Annotated in this window: 19 protein-coding genes and 1 pseudogene; 10 read left to right on the top strand and 10 right to left on the bottom strand. The window is 67.1% G+C overall.

From position 1 onward, the window contains the following. Positions 1-8: 8 nt before the first annotated feature. Genes VGV58_RS28735 through VGV58_RS28760 form a run of 6 tightly spaced genes read right to left on the bottom strand, consistent with a single transcriptional unit; the run spans position 9 to position 5,482 of the window. Entirely contained in the window at positions 9-866 is an 858-nt protein-coding gene (locus tag VGV58_RS28735; protein ID WP_326877493.1) for a VOC family protein, read from the bottom strand. Continuing rightward, positions 863-1,609 (bottom strand): ABC transporter ATP-binding protein, encoded by a 747-nt coding sequence (locus VGV58_RS28740; RefSeq protein ID WP_326877494.1) that lies wholly within the window; start codon positions 1,607-1,609, stop codon positions 863-865. Before VGV58_RS28740 ends, VGV58_RS28735 begins: the two co-directional genes overlap by 4 nt. Beyond that, entirely contained in the window at positions 1,609-2,379 is a 771-nt protein-coding gene (locus VGV58_RS28745; RefSeq protein WP_326877495.1) for an ABC transporter ATP-binding protein, read from the bottom strand. The genes VGV58_RS28740 and VGV58_RS28745 overlap by 1 nt, the downstream gene beginning before the upstream one ends. Beyond that, positions 2,376-3,395 (bottom strand): branched-chain amino acid ABC transporter permease, encoded by a 1,020-nt coding sequence (locus VGV58_RS28750; RefSeq protein ID WP_326877496.1) that lies wholly within the window; start codon positions 3,393-3,395, stop codon positions 2,376-2,378. Before VGV58_RS28750 ends, VGV58_RS28745 begins: the two co-directional genes overlap by 4 nt. Next, positions 3,392-4,261 carry a branched-chain amino acid ABC transporter permease gene (locus VGV58_RS28755; protein ID WP_326877497.1) on the bottom strand — a complete coding sequence of 290 codons (870 nt, stop codon included), beginning with the start codon at positions 4,259-4,261 and terminating at the stop codon, positions 3,392-3,394. Before VGV58_RS28755 ends, VGV58_RS28750 begins: the two co-directional genes overlap by 4 nt. A gap of 21 nt (positions 4,262-4,282) precedes the next feature. Then, entirely contained in the window at positions 4,283-5,482 is a 1,200-nt protein-coding gene (locus VGV58_RS28760; RefSeq protein WP_326877498.1) for an ABC transporter substrate-binding protein, read from the bottom strand. Between the two features lie 255 nt (positions 5,483-5,737). On the opposite strand from VGV58_RS28760, the gene VGV58_RS28765 reads away from it, so the two are divergent. The 5 genes from VGV58_RS28765 to VGV58_RS28785 all read left to right on the top strand — a co-directional run bounded on the left by VGV58_RS28765 (position 5,738) and on the right by VGV58_RS28785 (position 10,374). After that, positions 5,738-6,454, top strand: coding sequence for a GntR family transcriptional regulator (locus VGV58_RS28765; protein WP_326877499.1), 717 nt, complete (start codon positions 5,738-5,740; stop codon positions 6,452-6,454). Continuing rightward, entirely contained in the window at positions 6,451-7,191 is a 741-nt protein-coding gene (locus VGV58_RS28770) for an SDR family NAD(P)-dependent oxidoreductase (RefSeq protein WP_326877500.1), read from the top strand. The genes VGV58_RS28765 and VGV58_RS28770 overlap by 4 nt, the downstream gene beginning before the upstream one ends. 27 nt (positions 7,192-7,218) lie before the next feature. Beyond that, on the top strand, positions 7,219-8,724 hold the full coding sequence (locus tag VGV58_RS28775) for a 2-hydroxymuconic semialdehyde dehydrogenase (RefSeq protein ID WP_326877501.1): 1,506 nt from the start codon (positions 7,219-7,221) through the stop codon (positions 8,722-8,724). A gap of 94 nt (positions 8,725-8,818) precedes the next feature. After that, on the top strand, positions 8,819-9,601 hold the full coding sequence (hpaH, locus tag VGV58_RS28780; RefSeq protein WP_326877502.1) for a 2-oxo-hept-4-ene-1,7-dioate hydratase: 783 nt from the start codon (positions 8,819-8,821) through the stop codon (positions 9,599-9,601). Positions 9,602-9,612: 11 nt separating this feature from the next. Further along, positions 9,613-10,374: an HpcH/HpaI aldolase family protein gene (locus tag VGV58_RS28785; protein WP_326877504.1), complete on the top strand. Its 762-nt coding sequence runs from the start codon at positions 9,613-9,615 to the stop codon at positions 10,372-10,374. A gap of 100 nt (positions 10,375-10,474) precedes the next feature. On the opposite strand, the gene dksA is transcribed toward VGV58_RS28785, so the two are convergent. The 4 genes from dksA to VGV58_RS28805 form a co-directional block, all read right to left on the bottom strand. After that, a complete protein-coding gene (gene dksA / locus VGV58_RS28790; protein WP_326877505.1) occupies positions 10,475-10,897 on the bottom strand; it encodes an RNA polymerase-binding protein DksA in 423 nt (140 codons plus the stop codon). Between the two features lie 335 nt (positions 10,898-11,232). Then, positions 11,233-12,606: an MBOAT family O-acyltransferase gene (locus VGV58_RS28795; protein ID WP_326877506.1), complete on the bottom strand. Its 1,374-nt coding sequence runs from the start codon at positions 12,604-12,606 to the stop codon at positions 11,233-11,235. 99 nt (positions 12,607-12,705) lie between these two features. Then, complete coding sequence (locus VGV58_RS28800) at positions 12,706-13,782, bottom strand: tartrate dehydrogenase (RefSeq protein ID WP_326877507.1); 1,077 nt, start codon at positions 13,780-13,782, stop codon at positions 12,706-12,708. A gap of 73 nt (positions 13,783-13,855) precedes the next feature. Then, positions 13,856-14,830 carry a tripartite tricarboxylate transporter substrate-binding protein gene (locus VGV58_RS28805; protein WP_326877508.1) on the bottom strand — a complete coding sequence of 325 codons (975 nt, stop codon included), beginning with the start codon at positions 14,828-14,830 and terminating at the stop codon, positions 13,856-13,858. 170 nt (positions 14,831-15,000) lie between these two features. On the opposite strand from VGV58_RS28805, the gene VGV58_RS28810 reads away from it, so the two are divergent. The 5 genes and pseudogenes from VGV58_RS28810 to VGV58_RS28830 form a co-directional block, all read left to right on the top strand. Then, a complete protein-coding gene (locus VGV58_RS28810) occupies positions 15,001-15,708 on the top strand; it encodes a GntR family transcriptional regulator (RefSeq protein ID WP_326877509.1) in 708 nt (235 codons plus the stop codon). Positions 15,709-15,757: 49 nt separating this feature from the next. Continuing rightward, on the top strand, positions 15,758-16,357 hold the full coding sequence (locus tag VGV58_RS28815) for a Crp/Fnr family transcriptional regulator (RefSeq protein WP_326877510.1): 600 nt from the start codon (positions 15,758-15,760) through the stop codon (positions 16,355-16,357). 137 nt (positions 16,358-16,494) lie between these two features. Then, positions 16,495-16,902 (top strand): VOC family protein, encoded by a 408-nt coding sequence (locus VGV58_RS28820; RefSeq protein ID WP_326877511.1) that lies wholly within the window; start codon positions 16,495-16,497, stop codon positions 16,900-16,902. 110 nt (positions 16,903-17,012) lie between these two features. After that, a pseudogene (locus VGV58_RS28825) lies at positions 17,013-17,075 on the top strand (hypothetical protein); the annotation flags it as partial. 56 nt (positions 17,076-17,131) lie between these two features. Then, positions 17,132-17,791: IS3 family transposase (locus tag VGV58_RS28830; protein ID WP_326877512.1), on the top strand; the 660-nt coding region annotated here is incomplete at its 3' end.

A 17,791-nucleotide genomic window follows, 5' to 3' on the forward strand; every position in this document is an offset into this window, starting at 1 on the left:
AAGACGCTTCACTGGTATTCGGGAATCTGGGTGTCGCTGCCCCAGGCGCAGAAGGAGTCGCGCTTGCGCGGGAACTGCCGGGCGCGGCGCGGAGAGGCGAGGCGCTCGCCCTCGGCGACATAGGAGAAGTTGACGCCGTCGGGGCCGGCGACGCTGAGGAAGAGCTGCTGCGAGGTGGCGCGCCGGCCGGGGCCATCCATGATGCGCGCCTGGGCGCCACGCAGATGATAGGCGTTCTGCATGACAAGATCGACGTCCTCGACGCCGAACTCGATGGAGAGGATGCCCTTCTCCTGCGAGGGGTGCACGGCGATGCGGTGATGCGCCTCGTCGAAGCGGATATAGGCGGCCTCGCCCACCCAGTCGCTGACCTTGCCGCTGAGCAGCTTGGTCCAGACCTGCTGGTCGGAAGCGTCGGGCGCGCCGCGCAAGGCGATCGCTTCCAGCCCGGTGATGCCGGCATCGCGCGGGCCGTGATAGCGCCAGCCCGATTCCAGCGGCCGGACTACCAGCTCGATATCGTAGCCGGCTGCCATGCGGAACGAGACGAATTGCCGGACCTTTCTGACGGCGCAAGCCTCGGCAGCGCCACGCGTCGTGGTGAAGCCCGCGCCCTGCAGCACCGTCTCGGCATGGGCCAGCGCATCGGGATCGCGCACCTCGAAGCCGATCGCCTGGCCGGCATCGAGACCGTCGACATAGACCAGCGTGTGGTCGCGATAATCGGAGCGGAAATAGGCGGCCGTGTCGGTCCGATCGACCAGCTGGAGGCCGAGGATGCGCGAGGCGAAATCGGCCGCGCCCTTCAGATCGGCGGTGCCGAGCCGGACATAGCGCAATTGCTCGATGGTGATCGCGTCGCTCATAGCCCGAGATGCTCTTTCTGGAGGTCCTTGTCGGCCATCAAGACGTCGGACGGCCCGTCGAAGACGACGCGGCCATGGTCGAGGACCAGCGCCCGCTCGGCGAGCTTCAGCGCCATGGCGAGGTTCTGCTCGGCGATCAGCAAGGTATAGCCCTCGCCGCGCAAGCGCCCGACCGTGCCGATGATGACCTCTTCGATCGCCCGTGGCGAGAGGCCCTCGCTCGGCTCGTCGAGCACGATCAGGTCGGCCTGCGTCAGCAAAGCGCGGGCGATCGCCAGCAATTGCCGCTCGCCGCCGCTGAGCGCGCCGCTGGAGAAGGAACGGCGCTCGGCTAGGCGCGGGAAGTCCTCGTAGATACGCTCCTTGACCCAGCGCCGGTTCGGCTGCTTGCGCGACCACAGGGCGGCCATGGTCAGGTTCTCGTCGACCGTGAGGTTGGCGTAGACGCCGCGGCCCTGCGGCACCAGCGCGACGCCGAGCCGGGCGATGCGGTGCCCCGGCCAGCCGGCGACCTCCTGACCCTTGATCGCGATGCGGCCGGTGACCTGCGGCTCCAGCCCGAACAGGGCCGAGCAGAGCGTACTCTTGCCGGCGCCGTTGCGGCCGAGCAGCGCCACCGCCTCGCCCTGCGCCAGCGAGAAGTCGACGCCGTGCAGGACGCGCACGCCGTCATAGCCGGCATCGAGCCCGGCGACCTCGAGATAGGTCGCGGCAGCCGCCTGTTGCTGTGTTTTTGCCGACATCATGCGGCCTCCCCGAGCGAGGCGCCGAGATAGGCGGCCTGCGCGCCCTCATGCGCCTTGATCGCGTCCGGCGTATCGCAGGCGATCAATCGGCCGAGATCGAGCACGGCGACGCGGTCGCAGACACCGAAGACGATATCGAGATCGTGCGCGATCAGAATGGTCGAGAGGTCCTCGCCGAGCGTGCGGACGACCTCGATCAGATGCTCACCCTCGGCCCGCGACAGGCCGGCGGTCGGCTCGTCGAGCAGGAGCACGCGCGGGCGCATCGCCAGCGAGACCAGCACGTCGACGATGCGCTGCTCGCCATAGGACAGGCCGGCGACCGGCAATTCGGCCCGCTCGCGCAACTGCGCGCGGGTCAGCAATTCATCGGCGGCTTCGTCCGCGGACGCGACCGCCTTGCGGCTGCCGGACCAGCCATAGCCTTCGCCGCTCCGGGATCGTGCCGCCAGAGCAAGGTTCTCGCGGACGCTGAGCTCCGGGAAGGCCATGCTCTTCTGGAACGTGCGCACCAGCCCGGCGCGGACGCGCACATCCGGCTTCGCCCTGGTGATGTCCTCGCCGGCGAAGGCGACGCGGCCCTGGTCGGGGATCAGGAAACCGGTGACGATGTTGAACAGCGTTGTCTTGCCGGCGCCGTTGGGGCCGATCAGGCCGAGGCATTCGCCCTGTCCGAGCGTGACCGAGACATCGCTCAGCACCTTCAGCCCGCCGAAGGATTTGGCGATGCCCTCGATCGCGAGAGCGGGAACGGCGTTCGCGCTCATGAGCGGCCCTCCGCATCCTTGCGCCGACCGAAGGCGGCCCTCAGCCCGGCGACGACGCCCTTCGGCATGATCATCACGGTCAGCACGAAGACGAGGCCGACGACCAGTTGCCAGCGATCGGTATAGGACGAGACATAGGTCTGGATGCCCAGATAGATCGCCGAGCCGATGAAGGCGCCATAGAGCGAGCCGACGCCGCCGATCACCAGCATGATGATCATCATCGCCGACATCGTCCAATGCACGGCATTGGGGCCGACATACTGGTTGACGAAGGGATAGAGCGCCCCGGCTGCTCCGGCGATGGCGCCGGAGGCGAGCAGCGCCATCAGGCGGATACGCGGGATCGAATAGCCCAGCGCGCTCATCCGGAGCTGTCGCTCGCGCGTGCCCAGCAAAGCGCGGCCGATCGGCGCTGTTACGAAGGAGCGGGCGGCGAAATAGGCGGCGAGCGCCAGCACGAGCGCAGCGAGATAGAGCGCGACGCCATTGTTGAGCGGGATCGTGGCGAAGCCGGTGTGCAAGGTGAGCACCGGGAAGCCGCGCAGGCCGTCGGCGCCGCCGGTGACCTCGCGCCAGTGGAACACCACCTCCCAGACGATCTGGCCGACGATCAGGCTGAGGATCAGGAAAAACAGGGCGATGGTGCGCATCACCACGACGCCCATCAACAGCGCCGAGGCCATGCCGGTGGCGATGCCGACGGCGAGCATCACCACGACATCGGCGCCGAGCGTCTGCGCGGCGATCGCGGCGGCATAGGCCGCGCCGCCGAAGAAGACGGCGTGGCCGAGCGAGACCAGCCCGCCGAAACCAACCAGCAGGTCGAGGCTGAGCACGGCGGTGCCGATGATCAGGATCTCGGCCAGGAAGCGCAGCTGGTAGTCGCCGGCGAACAGCAGGGGAACCGCAGCGGCGAGGGCGAGCAGCGCAGCCTTCGCGGTCATCGGCAGGCTGCGCCGCTCACTGGCGGGGGACGCCTCCACGCGGCCGGTCCCGTCGGCGATCGAGCTCATACCTGCCTCACCTTTTTGGCGACCAGGCCTTCCGGCAGCGCGACCAGCAGCGCGGCCATGACGGCGAGGGCGACGACGTTCGAGAATTCCGGCACCCAGACCTTGGAGAAGGTCATGGCGAAGCCGAGCAGCAGCGCGCTCAGCACCGTGCCGCGGAAGGTGCCGAGCCCGCCGGCGACGACGACGATCAGCGCCAGGATCAGCACCTCCTCGTCGAGGCCGGGATAGGCGGAGAGGATGCCGGCGCCGAGCGCGCCGGAGATGCCGCCCAGGCCCGCCGAGATCACCAGCACGGCGGTGAAGATCCGGCGGGTGTCGAGGCCGAGGGTCTCGACGAAACCGCGATCGGTGACGCAGGCCCTGACCACCGCGCCCCAGATGGTGCGGTCGATCACGAACCAGAGCGCGAAGGCGAGCGCTGCGCCGAAGCCGATGATGAAGAGCCGGTAGATCGGGAACGGCATGTCCATGATGAAGACGACGCCGCGCAGCGCCTCCGGAATCTCCGCCGAGAGGATCTGCGCGCCGAAACCCCAGCGCATCAGGTCGGCGAAGATCACCGAGAGGCCGTAGGTCAGCAGCACCTGCATCAGATGCGTGCGCGCATAGAACTGCCGGAACGGAAAGCGCTCCAGCAGGAAGCCGGCGAGGCCAGCGGCCGCGAAAGCGACCGGGAAGGCGAGCCACCAGGGCGCGCCGGAGGCCAGCCAGTAGACGCCGACATAGGCACCGAGCAGGAAGAAGGAGCCGTGGGTCAGGTTGACGAAGTTCATCAGGTTGAGCACCACCGACAGGCCGAGGCCTGTCAGCAGCAGCAGCATCGAGAACGACAGCGCGTTCAGGCTCTGGACGGCGTAGAAGCCCACGGAAAAGCTCCTTCGTAGGACTTAGGCCACCGGGCCCGGATCGCGCACGGCCTTGTAGGTGTGGATCACCTGGTTGACCGGGCCGCCGGTGCCTTCCTTGATCTCGTTGACGTAGATGTCGAGGATCGCCTGGTTGTTGCGGGGGTCGAACGGCATCGGCCCGAACACCGTCTCGACTTCCTTGGCGAGCAGCGCTTCCTTGACCTTCTCCTTGTTGGAGAGATCGCCCTGGACGCGCTCGGCCGCGGCCTTGATCACCTGGCCGGTGACGTAGCCGGCCGTGCCCATCTCGCCGGGCATGGCGTTGCGGAGCGCCTGATAGGCCTTGGTGAAGGCGGCCGAACTCGGCGCCGTCGGTGACTGGTTGCAGGTATTGAGCCCGCCGAGCGCCGCTTCCTTGACGGCCGAGACCACGTCCTCCTGGTCGAACAGCGCGCCGCTGCCGATCAGCTTGACCTTGCCGTGCAGGCGGTACTCGCGCATCTGGCGCAGGAAGCGCACCGCATCCGAGCCGGCGAAGAAGGAGAAGATGAACTCCGGCTTCTCGGCGGCGATCGTCGTCAGCAGCGGCCCGAAATCGGTGGTGCCGAGCGGCGCCCAGAGCTGCTTGCCGACCTTGCCGCCCTGCTGCTGGTAGCTCGCGACGAAATCGCCGACGGATTCGCGGCCGGCGGCATAGTCGGCGGCGATGGTCAGGCAGCCGGACTTGCCGAGCTTCTCGAAAGCCCACTGGCCGGCGGTGTGGCCGAGCATCCAGTTGGTCTTGGTCGGCCGGAAGACGAAGGGGCTCGCCGCCTTGCGGGCGAGATCATTGGCCGAGCCGGCCGAGATGAAGGTCAGTGCCTTGGCCTCGGTCACCACGTCGCGGACGGCGAGTGCCACGGCGGAGGAGATCACGCCGGAGACGATGTCGACATTGTCCTGCCCGAGCAGCTTGCGGAATTTGCGCACGCCCTCGTCCGGCTTGGCCTGATCGTCCTCGACGATCAGTTCGACGGCGCGGCCGGCGAGCTTGCCGCCATTTTCGGCGAGGAACATCTGCATGCCGGCGCGCATGCTCTCGCCGAGCGCCGTGAACGGCCCCGACAGCGAGGTCACCATGCCGATCTTCAGGGGCTTGGCGCCCTGCGCCAAAGCGGGCGCGCTGATCGCGCCGGAGAGGGCGGTGGCGCCTGCGGTCGCGAGGAAGCTGCGGCGGGACAGCGGAAAGCGCTCGGTCATGGGACGTCCTCCAACGGGGCGATCTTGGTGCCACTCGATTGGCCGGCATCCGATCAGAACAGCTTTGGGCTGTCAACATTATTTCGATATTTTTTCGACACACTGAATTCGCCTTCACGCGGCCTCTTATAGAGAATCCTTTGAATTATAGGAATTAAAGGGATTCTGCGTGACCTCGATCGATCTCATCGGGATTGTAATTTCGAAATTCAATGGTAGAGAGGGTTATCGACAACGGGAGCTGCGTGCTTCGGAATGTCCTCTTCCGACAAGACTCTGGCCGACCGGACCTACCGCCAATTGCGCGGCGACATCGTCAATGGCCGGCTCGCTGCCGGCAGCAAGCTGAAGCTCGAAGGCCTGGCGCAGGACTATGAAGTCGGCATGTCGCCGCTGCGCGAGGCGCTCGCCCGCCTGATGGGCGACCTGCTCGTCGTCTCGGAAGGGCAGCGCGGCTTCTGGGTGGCGCCGCTCTCGCTCGACGAGCTCGACGATGTCTCGCGCGTCCGCGCCCTGATCGAGGCCGAGGCGCTCAATGCCGCGATCCGCAATGGCGATGCGGCGTGGGAGCGCGAGGTCACGGCGGCGTTCGAGGCGCTGGCTGAGATCGAAGAGCATCTGCCGCATACCAGCGAGGCGCTGCCGCCGGGGCAGATCGAGATCTGGGAGGCGCGCAACCGCGCCTTTCATGCCGCGCTTGTCTCGGCCGCCGGCTCGCCGATGCTGATCAAGCTGCGGGACCTGCTCTACCAGCAGTCCGAGCGCTATCGCCGCGTCTCGCTCAACGTCTCGCGCGGCTGGCGCAACGTCCATGACGAGCACCGCGCCATCTACGACGCCACCATGCAGCGCAATGCGCTGCGGGCTTGCCGGATGACCGAGCTGCACCTGTCGCGCACTGCAGAAGAAGTCCGCAAGGCGATGGCTGCGCTGGCGCGGGACGACGACCAGATTTTCGGAGGCAAGGCGTGAGCGGTTTTGATCTGAGCGGCCAGACCATTCTGGTCACCGGTGCGGCCGGTGGCATCGGCGCAGTGACGGCGCAGGTGCTGGCAAATCTTGGCGCCGCGCTCGTCCTGACCGACCGCATCTCCTGCGAGGCGACGATCGCGGGGCTCGGCGAGAAGGCGGGTGCAGCCCGCGAGATCGTCATCGATTTGCTTGACGATGAGGCGCCGCGGCGCCTGTCCGAACAGGCCGGGCCGATCGATGCCGCCGTCCTCGGCGCCGGCATCTATCGCCCGCTCGACTGGGATGCCGATGGCTGGGAGGAGGTCGCCGAGACCACGCTGTCGCTCAACCTGATGGCGCCGATGCGGCTGGCGCGCGAGCTCGTGCCCACCATGGCAGGGCGCGGTGGTGGGCGGGTCGTCCTCGTCGGCTCGATCGTGGCCGCGACCGGCGGCTCCTTCCCGGGCGTCGGTCCGCATTACGCGGCGTCCAAGGGCGGCCTGCACACGCTGGTGCGCTGGCTCGCGGCCCGTTTCGGCGGGCAGGGCGTGCTCATCAACGGCGTTGCGCCGGGGGTCACCGACACGGCCATGGTCGGCGTCCACGACCTTTCGGCGACGCTGGCCAAGCATCCGCTCGGCCGGGCCGCCCGGCCGGAGGAGATCGCCTGGCCGATCGCCTTCCTCTGCTCACCGGCGGCGAGCTTCGTCTCCGGCGCCATCCTCGACGTGAATGGCGGCGCGATGATGCGCCCATGACGACAACAACAGACCGGGAGTGAGACGATGAACAGCGCCGTTCCGCGCTACCAGAGCGCTGCTGCCAGCGCCGAGACCGCCCGCCTGTCGCATTTCATCGACGGGCGCTTCGTGCCGGCCGGCCGCAGCAGCTTCGAGAACCGCCATCCGGCGACGGGCGAGCTGATCAACCTCGTGCCGGAGGCCGACTCGGCCGCGGTCGATGATGCGGTCAAGGCGGCCAAGCGCGCGCTCAAGGGGCCGTGGGGCAAGATGAGCGAGCAGCAGCGCTCGGCCATATTGCGCAAGGTCGCCGACGGGATCATGGCCCGCTTTGACGATTTCCTCGCCGCCGAGGTGCTCGACACCGGCAAGCCCAGGAGCCTCGCCTCGCATATCGACATTCCGCGCGGCGCCGCGAACTTCAACGTCTTCGCCGACCAGGTGCTGACGCTCTCGACCGAGACCTTCCGCATGGCGACGCCGGACGGGGCAGGGGCGCTGAACTATGCGATCCGGGGACCGCGGGGCGTCATCGCCGTGGTTTGCCCCTGGAACCTGCCGCTGCTGCTGATGACCTGGAAGGTGGCGCCGGCGCTCGCCTGCGGCAACACCGTCGTGGTCAAGCCCTCCGAAGAGACGCCGACCACGGCGACCATGCTCGGCGAGATCATGAACGAAGCCGGCGTGCCGCCCGGCGTCTACAATGTCGTGCATGGGTTCGGCGAGGACAGCGCGGGGGAATACCTGACCAGCCACCCCCTCGTCGACGGCATCACCTTCACCGGCGAGACCCGGACGGGCGAGGCGATCATGCGGGCGGCGTCGAAGGGAGTCCGCCCGGTCTCGCTCGAGCTCGGCGGCAAGAACGCCTCGCTGGTCTTCGCCGATTGCGACATGGACAAGGCGATCGAGGGCGTGAGCCGCGCCGTCTTCGCCAATTGCGGCCAGGTCTGCCTCGGCACCGAGCGTGTCTATGTCGAGCGGCCGATCTTCGATCAGTTCACGCAGCGGCTGAAGCAGGCGGCAGAAAAGCTGAAGCCCGGCAACCCGTTCGAAGCCTCGACCACGCTCGGCCCGCTGATCAGCCAAGTCCATCGCGACAAGGTGCTGTCCTATTACGCCAAGGCGAAGGCCGAGGGGGCTGAGATCATCACTGGCGGCGGCATCCCCGAGCTGGCGGCTCCGTATTCCGCCGGCTCCTTCGTCGAGCCGACGATCTGGACGGGTCTTGCCGAGGATTCGGCGGTGATGCGGGAGGAGATCTTCGGGCCCTGCTGCAACATCGTGCCCTTCGACGAGGAGGACGCGGTGATCGCGCTGGCGAACGACAGCCCCTACGGCCTCGCCACCTCGATCTGGACGCAGAACCTGACGCGCGCCCATCGCGTCGCGGCGCAGGTCGAGGTCGGCATCACCTGGGTGAACTCCTGGTTCCTGCGCGACCTGCGCACGCCCTTCGGCGGCTCGAAGCAATCAGGCATCGGCCGCGAGGGCGGCGTGCACTCGATGGAGTTCTACACCGAGCTGCGCAACGTCTGCGTCAAGCTCTGAGGGCTCTTCGCTTTCTCCATCACACCCGGCGGTCGCCGCATGCGATCGCCGTTCCCACAAGCGCGCTCAGCGCCGCAAATCATAGGAAACGTCCATGCTGACCGAAGCCCAGCGCGCGCAGGTGGTGCGCTCTTTGCTTGAAAGCCACCGCACCAAGAAGCAGGGCGAACGCCCCTCGCAGATGTTCCCCGAGATCGAGATCGCCGATTCCTACGCGATCTCCTCGGCGGTGGCGCAGGAGCGGGTCAAGGCGGGCGCCCGCATCATCGGCCACAAGATCGGCCTGACCTCCAAGGCGATGCAGGCTTCCTCGAAGATCGACGAGCCCGACTATGGCTATCTCTTCGACGATCTCCTGCTGAACGACGGCGCCAAGGTGAAGTTCGAGGACTTCTGCGTACCGCGCGTCGAGCCGGAGCTGACCTTCATCCTGAAGGAGCCGCTGAAAGGGCCGGGCATCGGGCTGATCGATGTGCTCCGCGCGACCGAATATGTCGTGCCCTCGATCGAGATCATCGATGCGCGCGTCACCGAGCCGCGCAAGATCTTCGACACGGTCGCCGACAATGGCGCCGCTGCCGGCATCGTGCTGGGCGGCCGGCCAGTGCGGCCCGAGGATGTCGACCTGCGCTGGGTTGGCGCGATCTTCTATCGCAACTCCGAAATCGAGGAGACCGGCCTTGCCGCCGGCGTGCTCGGCCACCCCGCCATGGCGATCGCCTGGCTCGCCAACAAGCTTGCGCCGTTCGACATCACCCTGCAGCCGGGCGACCTGATGCTGTCGGGCTCCTTCACACGGCCGGTCTGGGCGGCTAAGGGCGATACGCTGCACGCCGATTTCGGGCCGCTCGGTAGCGTCTCCGTGCAGTTCGTCTGAAGGAGCCGTCGATGGACCTGCCCCGCAACGCCTTCAAGGCCGCGCTCGCCCGCGGCGAGCTTCAGATCGGGCTGTGGAGCAGCCTGTGCAGTCCGATCGTCGCCGAGCTCATCGGCCATAGCGGCTTCGACTGGATCCTGGTCGACACCGAACATTCGCCGAATGAGCCGCCGGCCGTGCTCGCCCAGCTCCAGGCCTTGCAGGCCGGCACCGCGACGCCGATCGTGCGCCCGGCCTGGAACGATCCGGTGCTGCTGAAGCGCCTGCTCGACATCGGCACGCAGGCTGTGCTGGTGCCCTTCGTGCAGAATGCCGAGGAAGCCGCCAAGGCCGTCGCTGCCTGCCGCTATCCGCCGGCCGGCATCCGCGGCATCACCGTTAGCGGGCGCGGCAGTCGCTATGGCCGCGTGCCGGATTATCTCAAGCGCGCCGATGCCGAGATCTGCGTCCTCGTCCAGGTCGAGACCGGCGAGGCCTTGGCGCAGCTCGAGGCGATCGCCTCGGTCGACGGCGTCGATGGCGTCTTCATCGGTCCCGCCGATCTCTCGGCATCGCTCGGCCATATCGGCAATCCCGGCCATCCCGAGGTGCAGGAAGCGATCAAGGGCGCGGCCGAGCGCCTGACGGCGCTCGGCAAGCCGGCCGGCATCCTGACGCCGTCCGAGGCCGATGCGCGCCGCTATATCGAATGGGGCTATCGCTTCGTCGCGGTCGGCTCTGATCTTGGCCTGCTGACCAAGCACGCCGACGCACTGGCGAAGGCATTCCGGTAGGGCAGAGCCCATCGGCCTGACCGGCCGTTCAGCCTTCTACGCAAAAAGGCCCCGCAGTCGCCTGCGGGGCCTTTTCGTTTGAGCGCGATGCGCGCTTTCCTCAATCGTCCCGGAACACGCGTTCATTACGCTCGTGGCGCTCCTGCGCCTCCAGCGAAAGCGTCGCGATCGGGCGGGCTTCCAGGCGCTTCAGCGAGATCGGCTCGCCAGTCTCCTCGCAATAGCCGTAGGAACCGTCCTCGATGCGGGAGAGGGCGGCGTCGATCTTCGAGATCAGCTTGCGCTGGCGGTCGCGGGCGCGCAGCTCGATGGCGCGATCGGTCTCGGAGGAGGCGCGATCGGCGATGTCCGGGTGGTTCTCGCTCTCGCTCTGCAAGGTGACCAGGGTCTCCTTGGCCTCCTTGAGGATCTCTTCCTTCCAGGCGAGCAACTTGCTGCGGAAATACTCCCGCTGCCGCTCGTTCATGAACGGCTCGCTGTCGGAGGGCTTGTAGTCAGGGGCAAGACTAATCTGCTTCGACATGGCAGGCCTTCTGCATGAGCGCTCGAAGACCTCGCCGGCTTTGCCGTGTCGAGGCCGCCGATTTGGCGCCCTTATAGCGATTGGTCACACCGGGAACAATCGCTTTCGCGCAGCCGTGAACAACCTGGCAAAGCGCTGGAAAATCAGGGTAATCCGGTGACCCCTGCAGCGATGCCGGGGCCGGGCGGTGCCGCGGCCTTCCGCGATTGCCGGGTCTGGCCGAGATCGTTGCCCGGCTCTCGATTCTCCGGGCGAGGGTATGCCAGTCGCGAAAGGCGATACGTGGCCGGCTCAGGGTGGGCTCCGCAGCATCCCGGCGTCGCTGCCGGTGCACGTCAGAACTGGAAATAGATGAACTCGTAGTTGGCGTCGTCGCCGATCTTGAAGAGGATCAGCACGAAGAGGATGGCTGTTACGACGGCGAGCCAGCGCGCCGGCGTCGCCTTATGCACCGCTGCCCAGGCGGTCGGGCCGATCATCGCCACCGCTATCGCCGGCAGGAAGGCGCGCCATTTGAAGCCGGTGCCGACGGGACCGAGGCCGAGCATGGCCTTGTAGATCGCCAGCGCCGCGTCGAAGGACGTCGCGCGGAACAGCACCCAGCAGACGGCTACGAAGAGGAAGGTCAGCGCCCAGCCGAGCAGCCTGGGCATCGGCAGCCCGGCGCGCCGCCAGAGCACGCCGATGGCGAGCACGACGCCATGCGCCGCGCCCCAGGCGACGAAGTTGAGGCCGGCGCCGTGCCAGAGGCCGCCGAGCGCCATGGTGGCGAACAGCGCCCAGAGCTGCAGCGGCAGGCCATGCCGCGAGCCGCCGAGCGGGATGTAGAGATAATCGCGCAGGAAGCGCGACAAGGTCATGTGCCAGCGCCGCCAGAAATCCTGCAGACTGACGGCGCGATAGGGCGCGTCGAAATTCTGCGGCAGCACGATGCCGAACAGCAGGGCCAGGCCCAGCGCCATGTCGGTGTAGCCGGAGAAGTCGAAATAGATCTGGAAGGTGAAGGCCAGCGTCCCCTGCCAGGCCTGTACCAGGCTCACGACGTCGCCGGCCGCGGCGGCGGCGAAGACCGGGTTGGCATAGTCGGAGAGCGGGTCGCCGATCAGCACCTTCTTGGCCAGGCCGATCGTCAGCAGCATGATGCCGTGGGCGATGCGCTCGGCCGCGTCGGGCCTGAGGTAAGGCCGCTCCTCGAACTGGTGCATGATCTCGCGCCAGCGCACCAGCGGCCCGGCCAGTACCTGCGGGAAGAAGGCGATGTAGAGCGCGTAGCGCACGAGATCGTAGCGCGGCGCTTGTCCCCGGCGCAGATCGGTCAGGTACATCACATGGTGGAAGGTGAAGAAGGAGATGCCGAGCGGCAGCGCGAGGTCGAGCTTCGTCGTCGGCAATCCCGGAATCATCGCAGCGAGATCGGCGAAGAAGTTGAAGTACTTGAACAGCGCCAGGATCGCGAGGTTGATCGCGATGGCGAGCGTGATCAGGCCGCCGGCCCTGGTCTTCTGGAAGGCTTCCGCGATCAGCCAGTTGAGCAGGATCGAGAAGGCGAGCAGCGGCACGAAGCGCCAGTCCCACCAGCCATAGAAGGCGAAGGAGAGCACCGCCAGCAACGGCAGCCGCCAGGTCGGCGCGAAGCGCTCGACCAGCCAGTGCAGGGCGAGTGCGAGCGGCAGGAAGCCGAGCAGGAAGGCGAAGGAGTTGAACAGCATCGAGCGGGCGAGGGGCGGGAGAGCGCCGCCTTAGACGATTATCGCTGCCCTGTCATGGTCAGCACCGTCGCACACCACTCTCGCCAGCGCCCCCGTCGCTCAGATGTTGTCGCCCCTGAGTGCCTCGCAGACGGCCTGCGTCACCTGTGCCGTCGTCGCGCTGCCGCCGAGGTCCGGCGTGTGCAAGGCAGGATCAGCCGTGACGCGCTCGACCGCGCGCATCAGGCGCGCCGCCGCGGCCCTCTCGCCAAGATGCTCCAGCATCATCGCCCCGGTCCAGAAGGTCGCGACGGGATTGGCGATGCCCTTGCCGGTGATGTCGAAGGCCGAGCCATGGATCGGCTCGAACATCGACGGTGTCTTGCGCTCGGGGTTGAGATTCGCTGTCGGCGCGATGCCGAGCGAGCCGGCGAGCGCCGCGGCGAGATCCGAGAGGATGTCGGCATGGAGATTGGTCGCGACGATGGTGTCGAGCGTCTCCGGCTTCAGCGTCATGCGCATGGTCATCGCATCGACCAGCATCTTGTCCCAGGCGACATCCGGGAAGCCTGCTGCGACTTCGGCGGCGATCTCATCCCACATCACCATGCCGTGGCGCTGAGCGTTCGACTTGGTGACCACGGTCAGGAGCTTGCGTGGCCGTGAGCGGGCGACCTCGAAGGCGTAGCGGATGATCCGGGTAACGCCGGCGCGGGTGAACATGGCGACATCGGTCGCGACCTCCTCGGGCAGGCCCTTGTGGACGCGCCCGCCGACGCCGGAATACTCGCCCTCCGAATTCTCGCGCACGATCACCCAGTCGAGCTCCGGACCGGAGACATGGCGCAGCGGGCTGGTGATGCCGGGCAGGATGCGCGTCGGGCGGACATTGGCGTACTGGTCGAGCGGCTGGCAGATCGCGAGCCTGAGACCCCACAGCGTCAGGTGGTCGGGGATATCGGGCGCGCCGACGGCCCCGAAATAGATCGCGTCGAAGGCGCGGAGCTGATCGGCCCCATCGGCCGGCATCATCACGCCGTGCCGGCGATAATAGTCGGACCCCCAGTCGAAGGCTTCGATATCGAGGCGGAAGCCGCCATCGCGCTCGGCGCAGACATCCAGGGCCTGGAGCCCGGCGGCGATGACCTCGGGGCCGATACCGTCCCCGCCGATGGCGGCGATCCTGTGCGTGCGCATGCTCTCGTCCGATGCTGTGGTGCTATTGCTGTGATGATGCGGTGCCCGGGAGGACCGGGCACCGCCATGGTGACTACTGGGCGGTGACGCCGGCATTGCGGATGACCGGCACCCATTTGTCGATCTCGCTGCGGACGAGCTCGCCGAGTGCGGCTGGCGTCTGGCCGGCCTCGTCGGGCAGTTCTGCGCCGAGCTCGAGGAAGCGCTTGCGCGTCGGCTCGTCCTTGAGCGCAGCGCGGGCGGCGGCGTTCAGCTTGTCGACGATCTCCTTCGGCGTGCCCTTGGGCGCGAACATCGCGTTCCAGCCGGTGGCCTGGAATTGCGGCAGGCCCTGTTCGGCCGCGGTCGGGACATCGGGAATGACCGACAGCCGGCTCTTGACCGCGACGACGAGGCCGTTGCCCTCCTTGGCCTGCACGCTCGGGACGATGGCGACGGTCTGGTCGCAGACATAGTCGACCTGGCCGCCGAGTAGCGCGTTCAGCGCCGGCCCCGAGCCGCGGAAGGGAACGTGTTGCGGCTTGGTGCCGAGCAGCGAATCCAGGAAGAGGCAGGTCAGATGCGAGGTCGAGCCGACGCCGCCGGAGCCGTAGTTCAGCTTCTCGGCATTGGCCTTGAGATAGGCGACGAACTCGCGGAAATCCTTGACGGGCAGGTCCTTCTTGGCGACCACCAGCATCGGCGTCGAGGCCGAGTTCATCACCGGCTCGAAATCGGTGCGGGGGTCGTAGGCGAGCCTGGGATAGAGCCCGACGCTGGCCGCCTGCGTGCCGAGATTGCCCATCAGCAGCGTGTAGCCATCGGGCGTCGCCTTGGCGACGCGGGTCGCGCCCGTGGTGCCGCCGGCGCCGGCGACGTTCTCGACCACGACCGACTGGCCGAGCGTGCGGCCCATATGGTCGGCCATCAGCCGAGCCACGATGTCGGTGGTGCCGCCCGCCGCGAAAGGCACGACCAATGTGATCGCGCGGGTCGGGTAGGGCGCCTGCGCCATCGCCGGAGATGTCGCCGCCAGCCCGAGCGCCAGCGTCAGCAGCATTCGCTTCATCGGTTCTCTCCCTGTGCGAGCGCCGTTCGGCGGCGCGTCGGTCTGCTTTCCCATTTATCTTCCATGGAAGTTTGCATGGTGGATCGTCGTCGCTGGGATAAGGGCTGTCAAGCTTCCATTCTTGCTTGCATGGAAACAATCATTTGTGCTCAATCGGCCACGGAGGGACCATGGTCGAGCTAGCGCGTGCCGAGATTGTCGAAGTGGGAGCGAGGCGCGGCTCACTGGTCGACGAGGCCTATGCGGCGCTGAAACAGGCGATCCGCGACAATGATTTTCCACCGGGCTATCAGGGCTCGGAGCAGGAGATCGCGGTTCGCCTCGGCATGAGCCGCACGCCGGTGCACGAGGCGATCATCCGCCTGCAGGAGGACGGGCTGGTCCGCGTCCTCTCCAAGCGCGGCGTGCTGATCTGCCCGCTGGCGCCGCAGGACATCCGCGAGATCTACGAGGTCGTCATCGCGGTGGAATCGATGGCAGCCGAGCTGCTGGCGGCCTTGCCCGAAGCGTCGCGCGCGGCCGTCGCCGACCAACTCGAAGCAGCGACCGTCGCAATGGACAGGGCGCTGGCCGACGACGACCTGCGGGGCTGGGCCGAGGCCGACGAGCTGTTCCATCGCCTGCTTGTCGAGCGCTGCGGCAATGGCCGCCTGCGCCGCATCGCCCAGACGGTGACCGACCAGGCCCATCGCGCCCGCATGCTGACGCTGAAGCTGCGGGCCAGGCCGGTCGGCTCGGCGCAGGCGCATCGCCTGATCATCGCAGCTGTGCGCTCAGGCGATACGGACGAGGCGCAGCGCAGCGCCCGGGCGCACCGCGTCGCCGCGCGCGACGAGATCATTCCCTTGATCGAGCATATCGGCTTGCGGCAACTTTGAGCGGCCGGCACTCGCTTTGAACGATGCCGCATATTTGCGGGGTCGTTGAATGACGACGGATGCCTTCTTCGCGAAAATCCGGACCTATGCCGAGCTGTCGGAGGCGGCCGAGCGCGCCTGGGCTGCCCTTCTGCGGCCCGGGCGGTATCGCAGGGACGAGATCTTCGTCAGGGCAGGAGATGTCCCGACGCGCTACGCCTTCGTCGTCGAGGGGCTGTTCTACCAGCACTATGTCGGCCCGGACGGCGATCTGATCGTCAAATACTTCTTTCCGGAGAACCGTATCGCCGCCTCGGTCAGCGCCACGCTGCTGGGCGAACCGAGCCTGTTCACCATCACGGCGATCGAGGACAGCAGCGTCCTCGAATACGATTTCGCGGCCTTCCGGAAGCTTGCCGCGACGTTCCCCGATATCGCCGCCTTCTACATCCGCTACATGGAACGCCACTGGATCATCGACAAGGAACCTGACGAGATCTCCTTCCGGCACGATGACGCCATGAAGCGCTATCGCGACTTCATCCGCCGTGAGCCGGAGCTGCACAAGCGGCTGAAGCAGCATCACATCGCCGCCTGGCTCGGCATCACTCCGGAAAGCCTCAGCCGCCTGAGGCGCGCCATCGCCTATGGCCGGATGGAGCGCGGCTGAGGCGTTTTCTTACCAAACATCAATTCGCGGATGCCGCATCGCCCCTAACACTCGCCATCAAGCAGCCGCGGTGGTGGTCATCGCGGCGCTTGTTGGACAGGGCGGGCGCGCCTCGCCACGATCGCGGGAGATGCAAGATGACCAGGATGATTTTCGTGAACCTGCCGGTGACGGATCTGGCGCGCGCCAAGGCCTTCTACGAAGCGCTCGGGTTCATCAACAATCCCCAGTTCAGCGATGATAGCTCGGCCTGCATGGTCTGGAGCGAGGCGATCCATGTGATGCTGCTGACCCACTCCAAATGGAGCAGCTTCACCCGCCGCCCGATCCCGCCGGCGAGCATGAGCGAGGTGATGCTGGCGATCTCCTGCGACAGCCGCGAAGCCGTTGACCGGATGAACGAGGCGGCGGCGAGCCATGGCGGCAACGCCGACGTCAATCCGCAGCAGGACCTCGGCTTCCTGTTCAACCGCAGCCTGGCCGACCCCGACGGCCATGTCTGGGAAGCGGTGTGGGTGGACCCCGCGGCGATTCCAGCGGGCTGAGAGATCGGCTTGGCTCCTTTGCCGTGGCCGGCGAACTGTCAAACTACTTTGGCCTGCTGCCGGTTTCGTGGACACCGCGATTAGGTGTTTCATGAAGCCGGAGGAGGCGTATGCAGCGGCGGAAGTTTGGGCGTGAATTCAAGATCGAGGCGGTTCGTCTGATCAAGGACCGTGGGGTGAGCGTGGCGCAGGCGTCGCGCGATCTGGATGTGCACGAGAACGTGCTTCCATGCCTGGCTCAACCGGTCGCCGAGCAAGCGTGCGCGCGACGACGAGGAGGTCGGCACGAAGGTCCGGGCGAGCTTCCTTGGGTCGGATCGCACCTATGGCGCGCCGTGTCTGGCGAGACGTGCCGGCCGAAGGCGTCGATTGTGGCCTGCATCGGATCGAGCGGTTGACGCGGGCGCAGGCCCTGCGCGCGAGGCCACGCCGACGAGGGCTGCCGAGGGATGAGGGCCAGCGGTCGGCAATCGCTCCCAACATGCTCGATAGGGAGTTCCATGCCGAGCGGCCCAACCAGCGCTGGATTGCCGACTTCACCTGTGTCTGGACCGCAGAGGGCTGGCTCAATGTAGCGGCCGTGATCGACCTGTTCTCGCGCCGTGTCGTCGGCTGGTCGATGAAGGCCGAGATGACGGCGGTGCTCGTCACCGACGCGCTCATCATGGCGATCTGGCGTCGAGGCAAGTCGGACGCGCTGCTGCACCACTCGGATCAGGGCAGCCAATACACCAGCCAGCACTTCCAGGAGTTGCTGGCCGAAAACGGCGTCACCTGCTCGATGAGCCGCTCAAGTAACGTCTGGGACAATGCTGCCATGGAGAGCTTCTTCTCATCCCTAAAAACCGAGCGCATCAGGGACAAGCGCTACCTGACCCGTGACGCGGCC

Source organism: Allobosea sp. (assembly GCF_035944895.1).
Lineage (GTDB): Bacteria > Pseudomonadota > Alphaproteobacteria > Rhizobiales > Beijerinckiaceae > Allobosea.

Excerpts from the sequence above, each read along its gene's own strand:
- VGV58_RS28805 (WP_326877508.1), bottom strand. The coding sequence starts at position 14,830 with ATGAAGCGAATGCTGCTGACGCTGGCGCTCGGGCTGGCGGCGACATCT.
- hpaH (WP_326877502.1), top strand. The coding sequence starts at position 8,819 with ATGCTGACCGAAGCCCAGCGCGCGCAGGTGGTGCGCTCTTTGCTTGAA.
- VGV58_RS28735 (WP_326877493.1), bottom strand. The coding sequence starts at position 866 with ATGAGCGACGCGATCACCATCGAGCAATTGCGCTATGTCCGGCTCGGC.
- VGV58_RS28775 (WP_326877501.1), top strand. The coding sequence starts at position 7,219 with ATGAACAGCGCCGTTCCGCGCTACCAGAGCGCTGCTGCCAGCGCCGAG.
- VGV58_RS28800 (WP_326877507.1), bottom strand. The coding sequence starts at position 13,782 with ATGCGCACGCACAGGATCGCCGCCATCGGCGGGGACGGTATCGGCCCC.
- VGV58_RS28760 (WP_326877498.1), bottom strand. The coding sequence starts at position 5,482 with ATGACCGAGCGCTTTCCGCTGTCCCGCCGCAGCTTCCTCGCGACCGCA.
- VGV58_RS28740 (WP_326877494.1), bottom strand. The coding sequence starts at position 1,609 with ATGTCGGCAAAAACACAGCAACAGGCGGCTGCCGCGACCTATCTCGAG.
- VGV58_RS28750 (WP_326877496.1), bottom strand. The coding sequence starts at position 3,395 with ATGAGCTCGATCGCCGACGGGACCGGCCGCGTGGAGGCGTCCCCCGCC.
- VGV58_RS28785 (WP_326877504.1), top strand. The coding sequence starts at position 9,613 with ATGGACCTGCCCCGCAACGCCTTCAAGGCCGCGCTCGCCCGCGGCGAG.
- VGV58_RS28820 (WP_326877511.1), top strand. The coding sequence starts at position 16,495 with ATGACCAGGATGATTTTCGTGAACCTGCCGGTGACGGATCTGGCGCGC.
- VGV58_RS28810 (WP_326877509.1), top strand. The coding sequence starts at position 15,001 with ATGGTCGAGCTAGCGCGTGCCGAGATTGTCGAAGTGGGAGCGAGGCGC.
- dksA (WP_326877505.1), bottom strand. The coding sequence starts at position 10,897 with ATGTCGAAGCAGATTAGTCTTGCCCCTGACTACAAGCCCTCCGACAGC.
- VGV58_RS28795 (WP_326877506.1), bottom strand. The coding sequence starts at position 12,606 with ATGCTGTTCAACTCCTTCGCCTTCCTGCTCGGCTTCCTGCCGCTCGCA.
- VGV58_RS28765 (WP_326877499.1), top strand. The coding sequence starts at position 5,738 with ATGTCCTCTTCCGACAAGACTCTGGCCGACCGGACCTACCGCCAATTG.
- VGV58_RS28745 (WP_326877495.1), bottom strand. The coding sequence starts at position 2,379 with ATGAGCGCGAACGCCGTTCCCGCTCTCGCGATCGAGGGCATCGCCAAA.
- VGV58_RS28815 (WP_326877510.1), top strand. The coding sequence starts at position 15,758 with ATGACGACGGATGCCTTCTTCGCGAAAATCCGGACCTATGCCGAGCTG.